Consider the following 16,925-nt stretch of genomic DNA (forward strand, 5'->3'; position numbering starts at 1 on the left):
GTAGAGCCGATAAAATAAGGCTTTGCGGACATTTGAGAAGATATAAAAAGATAGTTAAAAAGACATATATAATTTAACATTAAATTCTATACTGATTTCTAATTTACTAATCATTATTTCTCTATATTATCTTAATTTTTAGAACAGATATATATTTTGAGAATAGTGTAGTTATAACCTATTGCGGATTATCAGTACAATACATAAAAATCAATTAGAAAATGAAGCTCTATTAAATTCTAATCAAAATGTGATATCCTCTATAATATTTCATTAACCTAATAACATTTTTGATTAATTCATCTGACAATAAGAAGTTTTATTCTGTTTATTACTGCATGCATCTGATCTGAATATGCAATACGATACACTAATATTGCAAATAATGATGTACTGATAAAAACAATAAAAGCCAAGAATAACCATGACATCCAACCAACAACAGTAATCGGTATAAAGTGACCAACAAAACTACTTATTACGAATACAACAGTATTTATGATTAATGATTTTAAAAAATATTTTGGAGACCTGTATACTATATTTTTTGAAAGATAATGAACATCCATAATTGTTCTCACAAACATTCCTGCCAAAGTTCCAATTGCAACGCCTGTAATTCCCATTTTCTGAATGAGGATAAGCGAAATCAAAATATTAGTCACAGCTTCCATTACAGCATTAATCTGAGTCTGTTTATAATGGCCTGCATTCAAGATAATTGTACTATAAATACTTCGAATACAATAAAATAACTCAGCTAGAACCAATAAATAAGAAAAAATTGGTCGCAAATAATTCGTATCCGTTACTCCTTGTGAATATAGTTTTACAAAAGGAACAATCATTACTCCCGTAACAGTAAATAGAACTGTTGCAACTCCACTTTGAACAAACTCAAATGTATTTACAACCTCATTAAGACGTTCTTTTTCATTTCTTGCAATAACATCACCAATCCCTGCTGCACAACCTACAGATATAGAAGAAATAACTCTCTCAATACCAGATGCTACAGCATAATAAACAGCATATACTGAAACCTCTGAAACATTAATAAATAATGTAATAAGTGCTACGTCTGTATTATTGTGTATAAATTGTGCTAAATTATGTACTAAACCATTCCATTTCTGTTCAATATGATACACCACTTTTGTCTTTTGTAATTTATAATATTTTTTTACATATGCATAGTAAAAAATTGGTTTTATAGCGTAGACAAAAATTCCACATATTTTAACTCCGTGAATTCCCATTCCCAAAATAATTGCTATATAAATTACAATAATATTCATAATAACAAGTACAGAGTTTAATAAACTAATAACCCATACCTTTTGATCAGCTGATAATAAATTTATATAGGGCAAGCAAAAAAAGTATTCAAATAGAGTACTGACACTAATAATAATTACCAATGAAAACACATATCCCCAAGAGAAGCTACCTCTAACCACATAAGGATATGCAATAGCTAATAGAATTACATAGAAACTAAATATATAAGCAATTTTTTGAAAGAAAAGTTTTGTGGCCTTTACTATTTCTGATACCTTTTCAATATTTTTTTCTGCAAGTGGCTTAAATAGTGCTGCTCTAATTACCCCACCAACTCCAGCTTCTAGTAATGACACATAAGACAAAAATTGTGATATCGAAGCAACTAGACCATTTACACCTGATCCATATGTTAGTAAAATTAATCTTGATATAACCAAACCACTAATTGCTGTTAACATTTGCAGTATAAGTGACGTACTAATATTCAATATTGCATTTTTTGATCTCATTATTATCTCCTTTTCTTTTATTACTTTTTTAGGTGCCGGCAGAACACTATTTCTCGTAAAAATAAAATATTTTTGGTACATAAAAGTAAGAAACTGTACCATGTTCGATAGTTCCACAATATTTTAAAAACCATGGAATCCTATACGTATTATCAATGAACTTTTTGTTATACATTCATAATTATTAAAACCATATTGTCTAAATTCGCAATTTCTTTTTTCTTGCGTTCTCTGAACCAATACTTTTCAATTTATATAGTATTCGTGAAAAAAAGACCATTAATTTAGATATTTCTATTTTTTCACTTGTCTCTTTGTCAGAAATACCATTTTGATGACATGAGTAAGAATAAACTCCTAGCCATTTTATCTTTTCAATCATAGAAATTTGATTATAAGTTAATAATTCTTTAATATATAATGAATATCCTTCATAAGACTTTAAATCACTATTATTCATACTCAAACCATTTTCCTGATATCTGCATACGTAAAATCCCTTATTAATCCATCTGATTTTGTACCCATCGTTTGCAATACGATTCCATAAAAGTGCTTCTGTTAGAAAACATTCATTTTCAAAAACTGGGAATCTGTATTTTTTTATTACTTTTGTAAAGAAAACCTCAGCCTTATCGCCTTCAATAGCATATTTCGATCTTTCTAAATTTGAAGCATCAACATAAATTCCACTAAAAGTTTTACCTACAATATCTCCATTTTCAAAAATCCTATTAAAGCCTATTCCAGCATATTTAGCTTCTGGTAATTTTTCAAACTCTCTATGAATAATTTCTACAGCATCTTCGTTAAGATAATCATCTGAATCAACTATAATGAAATAGTCACCCTTTGCTTCTTCAATACCAATATTTACTGCAGTATGCTTTCCTCCATTTTCTTTCTTTATATAAATGATTGGAAAATCATTTCTTACAGTTATCCACTTATTAACAGTTTTTTCCGTGTCGTCAGTTGAACCATCATCAATAATAATCCATTCAAAATCATTAACTGTTTGGTTGCACAACGATTTATACAAATCATGAAGCAGATATTCTCTATTATATGTAGGTGTACAAATTGTTAACATTATGAATTCCTCCTCATACAACAATCATAGATTTCCTGATATTTTTCAGCACATTTTGATACATCAAAAGATTTTACAATATCGTATGATTTATCTCCCATTTCCTTTCTTAGTTCTTTATCTTTCGCCAAAGTAATCATACACTTTACAAATGTTTCTTTATCGTCATCTTTAAAAAGCAATCCATTTCCATCTATAAGATCAGAAATACCACCAACATCAGATGAAATAATAGGTAATTTAGATGCCATGGCTTCAATCATAGATAATGGTAATCCTTCACGATGGGAAGTTGAAATATATACATCTGCATCAGCTAGAAATTGTTCAACTTCACTGCTCTCTCCAACAAGGTCTATTACATCACTTAAGTTTAGATCAACTGCTGCTTTACATAGTGCATCATGTTGGTTACCATCACCAACTAATACTAATTTTGCATTTGGAACTTGTTTGTAAACATCAGAAAATGCCCTAATAGCTAAAATCTGATTTTTATTAACATCCTGTCTGCTTACATTTATAAACACTACCGAGTCATCCTCTTTTTGATTCTTATAATATTTAGAAATTTCAACTGGATTATTAACATATACTACTTTGTCGCCTATTTTATAATAGTCAGATGCAATCTTTTGATTTTCTTTAGATACCGCAACGATAACTACTTTATCACGCTTTGCTAACCAGCCTAATACAGAACTTAATTTTTTTGAGAACTCTTGATCTGGTTTAGTGTGTACTGTATGAACTAATCTACATTTATGAAAAAGAATCCAAGGTAATGCATAAATAGTTCCACTTATATGAGAGTGCACAACATCTGGTTTAAATGCAGACAGTGAATGCCACAGTTTATTAAGGGTTTTCAAACTACCTGTGCCCTTTTTTTCAAGATATTCTACATCAATATTTGAGTTTTCTAATATTTTTTCTAATGCAGTATTCTTTTTTTCAGTTAAGCAATACACCTTAACTTGGTATTCATTTTTATTGATATTTACAGCCAGACGGACTGCCATTGTCTCAGCACCTCCAGTAATTAAACCTGGAGTTACAATTGCTACTTTTTTCATTCTTCTTCTCCCCATTTATTTTCTACATAATTAATAGTTGCAGGATTTCGTTCAATAATCTTAGCTTTATTTGATATAACTATAGAATGAGGAGGTACATCAAAATTAACAAAAGTATTAGGGGCAATCATAACATCCTCGCCAATAATAATGCCCCCTACTACCGTTGAATTAGCACCAATCCAAACATTATCACTAATAGTAGGAACACCTTTATGTTTACCTCCATTAGCCATTCCAATAGTTACACCTTGAGCTAAATTAACATTATTTCCTATCTTTGCTTTATAATTAACTATAATAGTTCCTTTATGTCCTAAATAAAGACCTTTTCCAATTTCTGTACTGTATGATATAGAGAAACCATATTTTTCTGTATAATACATCAACTTTAATCGATAAATAATATAACGAACATGTTTTCTATGATCTTTATAAAATTTTGTTTTTCTAAGAACTTTCATATATCTAAAACCATATAATTCATGTCTAGAAATTAAATTTAAATTTTTTTCATTTTGTATACCATATCTATACAAATCAGAAGCAATTAATTCTTTTAATTCTTTATTCATACTTTCCTCCTTATATTATTTTCGATATGCGAAGAAACATATATAATAGTAATTGTCATTAAAATCAAATAATTGTGCATCGCAAAAAACTGTAATGTTTGGATAAATAGTAAAAAAACAAAAAAAGGAATGATACATTCTTTTGAAACCTTTCCTAATTTAATGTATCTGTATCTAAGCATCGTAATAATCCAGATAATTAAGATTATGAAACCTACAAGTCCCCAAGAAATCAACATTTCCTGTAGGCCATTATGCGCAGCACCTAAATTCAAAATATTTGGATACATTTCAGAATATCCAAACAACATTGACCATAAAGAGGCAAAATAATATTTAAATAACGTTGACATAATACTAGTTCTTCCGCCAAAGCCATCCAATGAAGCTTGCTTATTTCTTTGTGAATAATAACTCATTATCCATGAAGTAAAATCTGAAAAGAAATAAGTCAAAATAAATAGCAGGATGATTAACATTAATATTGTAATTATTATTCCTTTGACACTTCTGATTTGTTTCATAATATAATAAAGCCATACTACTGAAATAATAATTAAATATGTTCTTGATACTGAGACGAATCCAAGTGCACTTACAATTACTCCGAGAAATAAATCAAATCTATTCTTGCTATGTAAAAATTCAACTATCATTAATGAAGCAGCAACTGCACAATACATAGCTAATTCATTAGAATTGAAGTTAGTTACCATAAGTCCATTAGTTTCGGTTCCAAAACGAACTCCATAAACTGTAATATAATTCATACCTAATAAAGATACTTCACGAATAACAACAGATATAACTGCAACTATAGTTCCTATAGAGAATGCCTTTGCAATCTTGCTTTCCTGATTTATTGCAATACCCTGATCTATCACATAAACTGCATATAACATATACAAAACTAAATATATGATTTCATTTGAAAAAATGTTAAATCTTATATAATCCAATAATTCGATTGCTATTATTAATAAAATAGGTAAATATAACCCTGAATGTACTTTGATTTTTTTTATCGAAAACACCATGTCAATAAATAAAACAATAATTAACAACTCTGAATATGGTAGTGCTCTACAGAAAGGTAATAAATAAGAGATTATAAGTAATCTACCATTTGAATCTGTAAGTAAACCAAAAATCAAAACAGTAAAAGAGAAGATTATGAACGGAACTGTAATATGACCTAAATCACGTATTAATATCAATAAAGTTAAAACTATAATAGCAATATAAGAATTAACTATTTTATTGAAACATATTCTCATAGTTAATCCCTCTGAATACAGCCATCATAAGCTTTAAGTATTCTATTACTGTAATATACTTTGTCCATAAGTTTCTTAGCTCTACTTATAGATTCCTTTGCCATAAGTTTATGTAATTCATTATTATTTATAATTGCTTTACAATAATTCACTATTTCTTTATCATCATTGCTTAAATAACCCGTTTTTCCATTATCTACAACAATCTTAACGCCATCTGTAGGAGTACTGACAACTGGGACACCTAAACTCATTGCTTCTAATACACACATAGGAGTGCCTTCCCATAATGAAGTCATAATCATAAGCTTTGAATCATGTAATATTTTATAAGGATTGCTTTGAAAACCTAAGAAAGTTACATTAGATCCAAGTTCTAATCGTTCAGCTTCCTTATGTGTATCGCCTTCCATATCACCTGTACCAATCACAGCAATCTTGACAGAAGGTAATTGATCAACAATCCCTTTGCAAATTTTCATAAGTCGCAATGGATTCTTAGGTTCAGTTAATCTTCCTAAATAAACAATATCATAATCATAATTATTGTTATCCAATGTCATTTTTGAATAAAGGTTATCAATACTAATGATGTTGTACAATACTTCACTTTTTCTTTTAAATAAGTTATGAAAATAATATCCTTCATAAGAACTATCTGAAACCCAAAATATATGTTTAGCTTTCAAACCTGCATACAAATAAGCAATTGATTTTAATGAAATCCCTCTAGAATCAAAGTTGTTATTATGAATATGTGAAATGATTGGTATATTACCGCAAGCAAGAGCACCGATAAAACTAGCTCTCATATCATGAGCATGAATTAGATCTGGTTTATATTCTTTAATAATTCTTTTTACTTCTTTTACAGTAAGTTTCCTAATAGGAAGAAACCTAATATTTCTCTCATTTAATGCTTCTCTAATCTGTCCATCACTGCTACAATACGTCATTTCTATAATGTCGTTATTATCCATCATATTTATGATTTGACATACAACATTTTCAGCGCCAGAAAAACGATCACTTTGTAACAAATGCATAATCTTTATTTTTTGCATTTTTTCACCCCAGAATTTCTTTATATATTCTTTCAATTTCTCTTATTACTACTTTAACATCATAACTTTTGATGATTTCTAAGTTATATTTACCCATTTTCTCACGCAGATTAGGGTTGTCTAATAAAGAACTAATGCACTCAGATATTCCTTCTAGATCTGAAGGTTCTCTTAGATATCCACCTTGCCCCTCATCTAATAAGTCAACATTTCCTCTAATTTTGGATGCAATGCAAGGAAGACCACTTGCCATTGCTTCCATCATAGATCTTGGCATACCTTCTTGGAGCGTTGTAAAAAGAAAAATATCTGATATCTTCATCAATTCTTTAACATCTGATCTAAATCCTAAAAAATGAATTCTTTCAGCTATTTCATTTTCTACTGCTAACTTTTCAAGATTATCTTTTTCAGGACCTACACCACAAATAAGATAATGAACATTATTGTTTTTTATTTTTGCCAGTGCTTCTATTGCAATACCATAATTTTTTCTTGCAACTAAGTCTCCTGCTGAAATACAAACAATATCTGTATCTTTTAACCCTAATTCCGCCCTTTTAGTTTTATAATCAACTTGAATATCACTAAAATCATCTAAATTAATTCCTACACCATGAACTTTGTAGACCTTACCACCTTTACGAAGTTTAAACTTTAAAGCTGACTGATAATCTTCTTCATTCATAGTAATAATTGCATCTGTCCAATGTGCCATTATTCTTTCTGCCATTTTCAAAATTGTTTGATTAAATAATGGCGCACCCTTGAAAAAGTGAAAGCCATGCGCTGTATAAATCACTTTATCTATATGATAATTTTTTCCTACTAAACGCCCTATGAGTCCACCAATTGGAGTATTACAATGAATCACTTCTATGTTTCCTTTACTCACAATATCTTTTGCATTGTGATATGCAATAATATTATCTTTTATTGCAGTTATACTCCTATATGTATGGGAATCATATAAATGTATAGGAAGATTGCAATTTAAACTTTCTGGGTTATTCCTATTAACACCATAATACACATCATATCCCATTTTGAGAGCATTTACTAAGCATGGATAACTAACATTATCAAGCTTAACATCTTTCTTAGAATTAGCTTCTTCTTCAGTTGGTTTACTACTATTCTCAATAAAAAGATATCCTTTCATATAATCATCCTATCTTATTCAATTTCAATGTTTATCATTTCTAATGCATTTTGACAATCGTCAATCGCATAATTAACATCTACATCCTGTGCTATAACAAATCCCATTCTAGCACCACTACTTGTAACTTCAGTTATCTCTTCGCCTACTCCGTGGACTATACTTATTTGTTGTACACCTTTAATATTTTTAGCTTCTTCAATACCATCTATACTTTTAATTATTCCGGCATGTTGATTAAAATATCGAATTGCTGAACCTTTATTCCATTTTGGTTTGATATCGGGCTTTTCACCTAGAGCAATTTTTATGCAACACTCAACAATATTGATTCCTGTAGAAAGAGGAACAAGGTGAGTATTGATATTATCTCCACCAAGTCTTGCACCAATTTCTACAATTTTTGGACCTTCTGATGTCACAATGATTTCTGTATGAGATGGTCCATTCACTATTCCAATCGCTTTATTAGCAGCTTTAGCTACATCAGCAATCTGGCTCGCTACATCTTTGCTTAATTGAGTAGGTTGTGAATGTCCCATTTCAACATAATGCGGAGCACCTGTAGTCAACTTATCTGTAATCTGAATAACGTGACAAGTACCATCAACAGAAATTGTTTCAACACTTACCTCCGGACCATTCATGTACTCTTCTACAACCACATCTCCAACTCTAGAATATGGATAACAATAACGATAAGCTTCTTTAATAACTCTTTCATTAGTAATATCTTTAACTTCAAATATACCTCTACTACCAGAACTATCAGCAGGCTTTACTATGAACGGTACATTAAAATGTTTTACAGCTTCCATATATTCATTTTCATTAGATACTTTATAGAATTTTGGTATTGGTACTTGAGCATCTTGTAATGCTTTTCTCATTTCTGCTTTATTAGTTGCTTTTAATGCTGTTTCAGCATCAATTCCAATCAATCCCATTTCTTTCGCCACTACAGCAACCGATCTCATGGGCATATCAGTTGCCAATGTCATAATGCCATCAATTTTATGTTTCTTAGCTGCTTCTACAATCGCATCAATATCAATAGTACTAATAACTTCTCTAAATACTCCAGGAACTTTAAAACCTACTGCGTCAGGATTCATATCTACAGCAATAACTTCGAGTCCCATTTCTACAGCTTTTTGTATAGCAGGAAGTTGTAATATACTCGCTCCCAATATCATAATTTTCTTACTCATGATTATTAACCCTCATATCTTCTACTCTCTGCTTTTCAGCCACATTTAAACCAGAAGTATCATTATATACATTATCTCGTGTTAATATAGTTGCAATTGTTTTAAAAAAAATTTTGATATCTAGAAAAAACGATATATTTTCCGCATAATAAACATCATGCTCAAATTTTTCATTTTGCTCAACTGAATTACGATAATATGCTTGATTGTAACCAGTAATTCCTGGACGAACATTTAACTTCTTTTTTTGATATTCTGTATATATTTCCATATCATCAAGTGGATCAGGTCTAGGTCCAATAAGACTCATATCACCTAATAACACATTTAAAAATTGTGGCAATTCATCAATGCTTGTTTTACGCATGAAGCGCCCAACTTTTGTGACACGTGGATCATCATCTCCATTATAAGTTGAGCCATCTTTATTCCTTATATCTGGAGCATTTACCATCATGCTTCTAAATTTATACATTTTAAAAGGCTTACCATTTCTTCCAAGTCTAGATGCATTATAAAAAATAGGTCCTTTATCATTAAAATAAATTATTGGTGCCATAATAAGAGTAATTACTATAATAAATGGTAATGCTATTAGACCAATTATAAAATCTAATATACGTTTAATTCCTTTTGAATACATAGTCTATTCTCCATTTAAACCATTAATTGATTGTAAGTATTCCTTTACAACTTCTTTAAAGTTTTCAATCACATACTCTACATCTTCATCACTTAACTTAGTATGTAAAGGTAAAGTAATAAGATTTTCATAATATGCATATGCATTAGGAAAATCTTTTATATCCCACCCCAAGGTTTTATATGCAGTCATCATAGGTAATGGTTTATAGTGTACATTTGTATTTACACCACGTTCTGCTAGTTTAATAATGATTTCTCTTCTCTGTTCATCACTAATACCAGGTATTCTAGTTAAGTATAAATGTTTAGAAGACTCAAAGTCTTTACCCCAATGATTTAAGTGTTTAACACCTAACTCATCACACATTTCATCATACTTACTTACGATTTCTCTTCTTCTTGCAAGCATTCCTGGATATCTATCTAACTGACGTAATCCAATAGCTGCCATAATATCAGTCATATTACACTTATACCAAGGACCAATAATATCATATTCCCAAGCACCTAACTGTGTCTTAGCTAATGCATCCTTATTCTGTCCATGTAAGCTATATAACTGGAATAACTTATAGATTTCTTCGTTATCTATACCAGGAATATCTTTCCAAGTACTTGCTCCACCTTCTGCAGTCGTAAAGTTCTTTACTGCATGGAATGAAAAACTACTAAAATCAGCCCATTCACCAGCCATCTTACCATTTTTTATAGCACCTAGTGCATGTGCACAATCCGCAAATACCATGACTCTATTAAGAGTTTTCTGTATTCTAGATCCTAAAGTGTTATCATTTCTAGGAGTAAATAGGTTCTTCTTACTTTCAATAGCCTGATATAACTTGTCATAATCACAAATAACACCACCAAGATCTACTGCCACTACAGCCTTAGTCTTCTCGGTAATTGCCTCTGCAACCTTATCATAATCCATTTCACAGTTATCTTTCTGACTATCTACAAATATAACTTTTGCACCACAATGAATGGCTGCTGAAGCTGAAGCTGTATAAGTATAAGCAGGTACAATCACTTCATCTCCCTCTTGGATACCACATACCCTAAGGTTTAATTCTTCTGCTGCTGTCGCAGAATTTAAACATACCACTTTAGATGTATGACAATATTCAGCCATTCTTCTTTCTAATTCTTTAGTTCTTGGTCCTGTAGTAATCCAACCAGAACGAAGTGCTTTTGCAACTTCTTCTATTTCTAATTCAGAAATATCAGGTGGACTAAAAGGTATCTTTCTTTTATTCATTTCCATCTTTCTCCCTCCTCTATGAATAAATACATGGGGTGGCACTTATCACTAAGTGCCACACACATGTGTTATGCTGGATGATATGTTGATACAATCTTCTGTACTCTTTCTTTCATATCATCTTCATTTCTATATGCTGCATCAAGTAATCCATCTAACTCACCTAAAAACTCATTGATATCAAATGGAATAGGACAACCAATATGAATTAAATAATTCTTAGTCTTCTTTAAACCTTCTTCAGCCATAAGCTTTTCTTCATAAAGCTTTTCACCTGGTCTAAGTCCTGTAAACTCTAACTTGATATCTACATCAGGTGTATAACCTGATAATCTAATTAAGTTACGAGCTAGAGTAGTAATCTTAACTGGTTCACCCATATCTAATACGAAGATTTCTCCTCCATGAGCGTATGTACCAGCAAGTAATACTAAACTTACTGCTTCTGGAATAGTCATAAAGTAACGGATAATATCAGGATGTGTAACTGTAACTGGTCCACCTGCTTCAATCTGTCTCTTAAAGATTGGAATAACTGAACCATTACTTCCTAATACATTACCAAAACGTACAGCTACAAACTCAGTTGTTGTAGTCTTTAATGCTTCTTTGATTTCAGGTTCTTCAATCATATCCTTCTCATGAGTAAATAACTGAGGAATTTCATAAGCCTTACCTTCTTTAATCTTAGCTGCAAAAGCCTGAATAATCATCTCACATAAACGTTTAGAAGCACCCATTATGTTTGTAGGGTTAACTGCTTTATCTGTACTAATCAATACAAATTTCTCACATCCATGTACCATAGCTGCATATGCTGTCTTATAAGTACCCATAGCGTTATTCTTAATAGATTCACATGGGCTATCTTCCATTAATGGTACATGCTTATGTGCTGCTGCATGATATACAATCTGAGGTCTATACTTCTTAAAAAGGTCAAACATCTTTCTACTATCTCTTACTGATCCAATAAGAGTCACTAGATCCAAGTTTGGATACTTCTTTCTTAACTCTAACTGAATATCATATGCATTGTTTTCATATACATCAAATAAAATTAACTGTTTAGGGTTATGTGATGCAATCTGTCTCGCAAGTTCTGAACCAATAGAACCCACACCAGTAATAAGAACAACCTTATTTCTTACATACGCAAACACTTCATCCATATTAGGCTTAATAGGATCACGACCTAATAAATCTTCAATATGAACCTTCTTCATCTTACTTACTGATACCTGACCAGTATATAACTGATACATACCAGGTAGATTCATAAGTTCACAAGATGTTTCATTACATACTCTAAGAATATCTCTCTTATCCTGAGGATTAGCACTAGGTACAGCAACATAGATTTTCTCAATGTTGAACTTATCTACTGCTTCTAGGATATGATCTCTACTGCCAAATACAGGTACATCATCAATGTATCTATCCCACTTATTAGGGTTGTCATCGATAAAGCATGCAACAGTTTCATTTGTTTCTTTAGCATGTTTAATATCTCTAAATAACATCTGACCAGCAGAACCAGCCCCAATAATCATTACATTCTTCTTCTGTACTTCATTGTTTGTTCTACCGCGTAATAAGAGTACAAAACGATAAAAGAAACGAATTCCTAATGTTGCAATAAACTGTACTGTAATACCAATCACATAATAAGAGACAGGCATATGTAAGTTAAATACAAGTAGTGAACCAGTGTAAATGACACCAGTCACTACAGTTGCAAGAATGACTCTCAATAACTCTGAATAACTCGCAAAACGCCAAATACTCTTGTATAAACGTAAGAACCAGAATACAACTAAACAGAACAAAGCATAAATAATAATAGTTTTTTTATAAGTTGTTAAGTATTGTGGTTCTACACTTGTTACTTTACAGTCAAATCTTAACCATAAAGCAATCCCAAATGATACTATAACTGCTATAAAGTCATAGACCATTAATAGTAATCGAACAACCTTCCAATGTTCGACCTTTCTTTTTGAACCTTTACTCATTTTCATTTCCCTTCTTAAATCTTACTTACTTCTCCCGTAACCATAGCCATATCCATAGCCATAACCGTATCCATAACCACTTGATTCTGAACTATAGAATGTCTTTTTATAACTATTTAATACCACACCTACAATATGAGGTAATGTATCATGAAGTTCATCTACAGAATCAAGAATATCTCCTGCTTCTGCATAGTCCTGCTTAACGACTACAACTGCACTATCAGCATACTTTGCGACTAATAATGCATCTTCCATCATATATAAAGGTGCAACATCTAAAATAACAAAATCATATACTTCTCTTAATTCTGTAATTAAGTTTTCTAATCTTGGTTTAGACAATTCAGTTGAACCATCAACAGAAATATCACTACCAAATATAACATCTATATCATCCTTGTGGACAATACATTGTTCTATGTTGACATTTTTATCATTAATATAGTCTAATGATGTTCTATGAATATTCGCATATCTAATCGTCTTCTCAACTGATGGGTTTCTCATATCTAGATCAACTAAACATACTTTATAACCCTTCTGTCCTAATGTAATGGCTGTATTAATAGAAACCGTTGTTTTTCCTTCATTAGGTACAGTACTTGTTATCATATAGACTGAATTTTTATTTTTTCTATGATCCTGTTCCATCTTAATTCTTATATTATGGAAAGAATGCTTGAAATCCGCTTTAATACCAATACCATTTAATAATAAACCTGGATTATTAGGATGACGCTTTTCTACTAATGGAACTTTCGCAACATAATCCATACCTAAAATTTCTTTGATATCATTCTTATCTAAGATAGTTCTTCTAAATACAGAAACTACAATGAGTAATAAAACACTTACTCCAAGTCCAATTAATCCACCCTTTAATCCTGCTAGTAAATAACTTGGTGAGGCATCAGCCTTCTTAGGCATTGTAGGCTTATCCAATAACATAATACTTACATCCTGCATAGCATCCTTTGTTAATGCATCACAGTTATTAGTAATAGCTGATGCAACATTATAGGCATCCTGAGCACTCTTACCTGTGACTTTTAATACAACAAGATTTGTATTTTCAATCTGTGTTGCTGAAATTTTTGCAGGTATCTTATTAACATTCAATACATCCTTTACAATATTCTTCATTTCCTTACTAGTAAGGATTGAATTAAATGTATCTACAAGTGTTGCTTTAGTACCACTTGCCTGAGTTTCATCATAATAGTATGTATCTGTTAATTCAGCAGAAGGTACAAACACTGCTTCACTTGTATAAGTTGTATTAAAGAAAAGAATTTCTTTCATCTCTAATGCAACCATACCAATAAGTACTAATAATAGTACTGTCTTCCACATTCTCTTAAATGCACGGAGGAAATTTTCAAAGCACTTAACTAAATCAATCGTCATTTCATCTTGATTATTTGATTCCATTATTTATCCCCCCTTACTCTATATTTGTTATAACCATAGCGGTTATTGTAATTACTAGTTCCCTTATTGCTTTCACTTAACATGTTTTTAAATACAACACCAATTACGTTATCCTTAACATAAGTTAAACGTTTAATTGTTTCGTTGATGACATCACTAGGTGCAAAATCCTGTCTTACTACAAATAGAGTTGCGTCCACTAAACCATTCACAATTGTTGGTTCATTTAAGAAGTATGCAGGACTTGTATCTACAATTACGAAATCATATTCTTCTTCTAATTCTTTGATAATTGCTTTTAGTTTAGCACTTTCTGTTAACTGCTCAGACTTATATAAGTCCTGATTAGATGGTAATAAATCTAATCCACTACGATCACTTACTACCTGACTTCTCCAGCTAGCAGTGCTTTCAATTGCCTTATTTAAGTTTTTAGAACCATCTAACCCAAAAATCTTGAATACTGCTGGCTTATTAAAGTCTGTATCTACAAGAATTGTCTTATGCCCATTCTTTGCTAAAGCTAAGGCAAGGTTAGCTGCAACAGAAGACTTCCCTTCATTTTCATAAGCACTAGTAATCATAAATGACTTATAACCATGCTTATCACTTGTTGCTTCCACCTTACTTCTAAGTTTTTTTACAGATTCTCTAAAGAAGAAGCTTGTCTTTAATGAAGTAATAAGAATTGCTTTTTTACTTCTCGCATCTTCTCTACTCTTCTTTTCATATGGTAACTTTGCATATAATCTTGTATCAAGCTTATTTTCTACTTCATCTTCACTCTTAATAGTATCTCTTAAGAAGAAATATAAACCAAGTAAACAAGATAATACAAATCCAGATCCTACTGCCCCAATTAAGAAGTTCTTAATATGACTATTTGGATTTACTGGTTTAGTAGAGAATTTACTTTCCTTTAATACAGTAATATTGTATGGGAAACTATAACGTTCTGTATTTTCACTATACCAATCATTTAAATACTTAATAGAAAAATAGGCTTCTCTTTTAGTATCTGCAGTCACTTTAATCTTAACTACATTTGCCTGTTTTAAAGTTACTTCTGCCTTATAAGTTGTCTTACTTATAGGCATCTTTTTCTTTACATAAGATTTCGCATTATTACTATTCATTAGATAATCTAATGTATTGACATAACTCTGAACCTTATCAATATTCTTAAAAGTATCTCCACCACTACTTAATGTTGCAGTCATACTTGTACCATATTGAGGTACATAAGTGACTGTCTTCATAAAATCAAATACACTTCCAAAAACAATCATGACTGCAATAATCAAGATCCAGCTTTGTAGTATATCTTTAATAATACATTTAACTATAGTAAGGAGATTTTCATTTTGTACATTGTTTTCCATAATATCCTCCCTACTCTTCTACAATGACAACTAATTTAGTTAAGCCATAGTCATCATTACTTGTCTTTACTCTATAAATAAATTCATAAGTACCAGGTGTATTCTTATCATAATCTGTATTGATATCTACCTGATTCTTTAAGCTTGAATAGTCCATATCATCCATAGTAACAGAATCAATATGTTTCTTCGCATTCACTTCAGTACCAACCTTCACTCTCATTAAATAAGTATCTAAGTTAATATTAACTGTCTGTTGTCTAGAAGTCTGATATGCCTTCAATGTGATAGATGACTGAGTACCAGTACTATCAGTAACCGCAAATGTTACATAGTGGTTCTTATCCTGTTCATATTCTCTGATTACTTTAACCTGAGAACTTAAATCACCATCAACACAACTATAAGCACTCATATAGTCTGCAAACTGTGCTTTAGAGTCAACCTTAGAATAAACTAATGCTTTATTAAGATATAACTGTGGTGCACTATAATTTGTATACTTGATTTTTCTTTTTACTTTAGTGTAGTTATCATCTTTATCAAATACACCTAAAGTAACAACTCGTACATCACCTTCACCAAAAGTACTCATGCCCTGAACGAATACTTTCTTAGTAATGTTGCCATCTTCCTTATCAGTGGCTTTTACACCCTCTAAAATAGCCTGATTTGAAGCTGTCTGATCCATTCCAGTATCTAATACCAAAGTACCTTTAGGTACTTTAATAACTGGTGAAGAACCAGTTTGTGGCTTATGTGTATCATATAGTAAGAATCCACCATACAATGCCACAATCACCAGGAATATGATTCCGTTTCTGACCTTGTTGTTCATACCTTTCCCCCATTTAATAATAGGTAGTGTCAAAAATCTATATCACATAGCATAAATACACTACCCTCAATTTTATCTATATAAACAGTAAAATGATTA

At 31.0% G+C, this 16,925-nt stretch carries 14 protein-coding genes; all 14 read right to left on the bottom strand.

What is annotated here, in order from left to right:
• Positions 1–299 precede the first annotated feature (299 nt).
• A complete protein-coding gene (locus ABUA27_RS07875; protein ID WP_349820512.1) occupies positions 300–1,793 on the bottom strand; it encodes an oligosaccharide flippase family protein in 1,494 nt (497 codons plus the stop codon).
• 199 nt (positions 1,794–1,992) lie between these two features.
• Entirely contained in the window at positions 1,993–2,886 is an 894-nt protein-coding gene (locus ABUA27_RS07880; protein ID WP_349820513.1) for a glycosyltransferase family 2 protein, read from the bottom strand.
• Positions 2,886–3,962, bottom strand: coding sequence for a glycosyltransferase family 4 protein (locus ABUA27_RS07885; protein ID WP_349820514.1), 1,077 nt, complete (start codon positions 3,960–3,962; stop codon positions 2,886–2,888). Before ABUA27_RS07885 ends, ABUA27_RS07880 begins: the two co-directional genes overlap by 1 nt.
• Complete coding sequence (locus tag ABUA27_RS07890) at positions 3,959–4,537, bottom strand: serine O-acetyltransferase (protein ID WP_349820515.1); 579 nt, start codon at positions 4,535–4,537, stop codon at positions 3,959–3,961. Before ABUA27_RS07890 ends, ABUA27_RS07885 begins: the two co-directional genes overlap by 4 nt.
• Positions 4,534–5,814 (bottom strand): hypothetical protein, encoded by a 1,281-nt coding sequence (locus tag ABUA27_RS07895; protein ID WP_349820516.1) that lies wholly within the window; start codon positions 5,812–5,814, stop codon positions 4,534–4,536. Before ABUA27_RS07895 ends, ABUA27_RS07890 begins: the two co-directional genes overlap by 4 nt.
• 2 nt (positions 5,815–5,816) lie before the next feature.
• Complete coding sequence (locus tag ABUA27_RS07900; RefSeq protein ID WP_349820517.1) at positions 5,817–6,914, bottom strand: glycosyltransferase; 1,098 nt, start codon at positions 6,912–6,914, stop codon at positions 5,817–5,819.
• Positions 6,883–8,040, bottom strand: a complete 1,158-nt coding sequence (locus ABUA27_RS07905) for a glycosyltransferase family 4 protein (protein WP_349820518.1) — start codon at positions 8,038–8,040, stop codon at positions 6,883–6,885. Before ABUA27_RS07905 ends, ABUA27_RS07900 begins: the two co-directional genes overlap by 32 nt.
• A 14-nt stretch (positions 8,041–8,054) precedes the next feature.
• A complete protein-coding gene (locus tag ABUA27_RS07910; RefSeq protein WP_349820519.1) occupies positions 8,055–9,236 on the bottom strand; it encodes an ATP-grasp domain-containing protein in 1,182 nt (393 codons plus the stop codon).
• Positions 9,237–9,243: 7 nt separating this feature from the next.
• Positions 9,244–9,894 (bottom strand): sugar transferase, encoded by a 651-nt coding sequence (locus ABUA27_RS07915; protein WP_349820520.1) that lies wholly within the window; start codon positions 9,892–9,894, stop codon positions 9,244–9,246.
• A 3-nt stretch (positions 9,895–9,897) separates the two neighbouring features.
• Positions 9,898–11,160 (bottom strand): DegT/DnrJ/EryC1/StrS family aminotransferase, encoded by a 1,263-nt coding sequence (locus tag ABUA27_RS07920; RefSeq protein ID WP_349820521.1) that lies wholly within the window; start codon positions 11,158–11,160, stop codon positions 9,898–9,900.
• Positions 11,161–11,225: 65 nt separating this feature from the next.
• Positions 11,226–13,172, bottom strand: coding sequence for a polysaccharide biosynthesis protein (locus tag ABUA27_RS07925; RefSeq protein WP_349820522.1), 1,947 nt, complete (start codon positions 13,170–13,172; stop codon positions 11,226–11,228).
• Between the two features lie 21 nt (positions 13,173–13,193).
• The gene (locus tag ABUA27_RS07930; RefSeq protein ID WP_349820523.1) at positions 13,194–14,606 is read right to left on the bottom strand and encodes a tyrosine-protein kinase domain-containing protein; all 1,413 of its coding nucleotides are present in this window, start codon (positions 14,604–14,606) and stop codon (positions 13,194–13,196) included.
• Positions 14,606–15,988 (bottom strand): polysaccharide biosynthesis tyrosine autokinase, encoded by a 1,383-nt coding sequence (locus ABUA27_RS07935; protein WP_349820524.1) that lies wholly within the window; start codon positions 15,986–15,988, stop codon positions 14,606–14,608. The genes ABUA27_RS07930 and ABUA27_RS07935 overlap by 1 nt, the downstream gene beginning before the upstream one ends.
• 10 nt (positions 15,989–15,998) lie before the next feature.
• Positions 15,999–16,826, bottom strand: coding sequence for a hypothetical protein (locus ABUA27_RS07940; protein ID WP_349820525.1), 828 nt, complete (start codon positions 16,824–16,826; stop codon positions 15,999–16,001).
• Positions 16,827–16,925: the final 99 nt, after the last annotated feature.

It is taken from the genome of Catenibacterium sp. RTP21428st1_D7_RTP21428_210409 (assembly GCF_040227455.1).
GTDB classification, from domain to species: domain Bacteria; phylum Bacillota_I; class Bacilli_A; order Erysipelotrichales; family Coprobacillaceae; genus Catenibacterium; species Catenibacterium mitsuoka_A.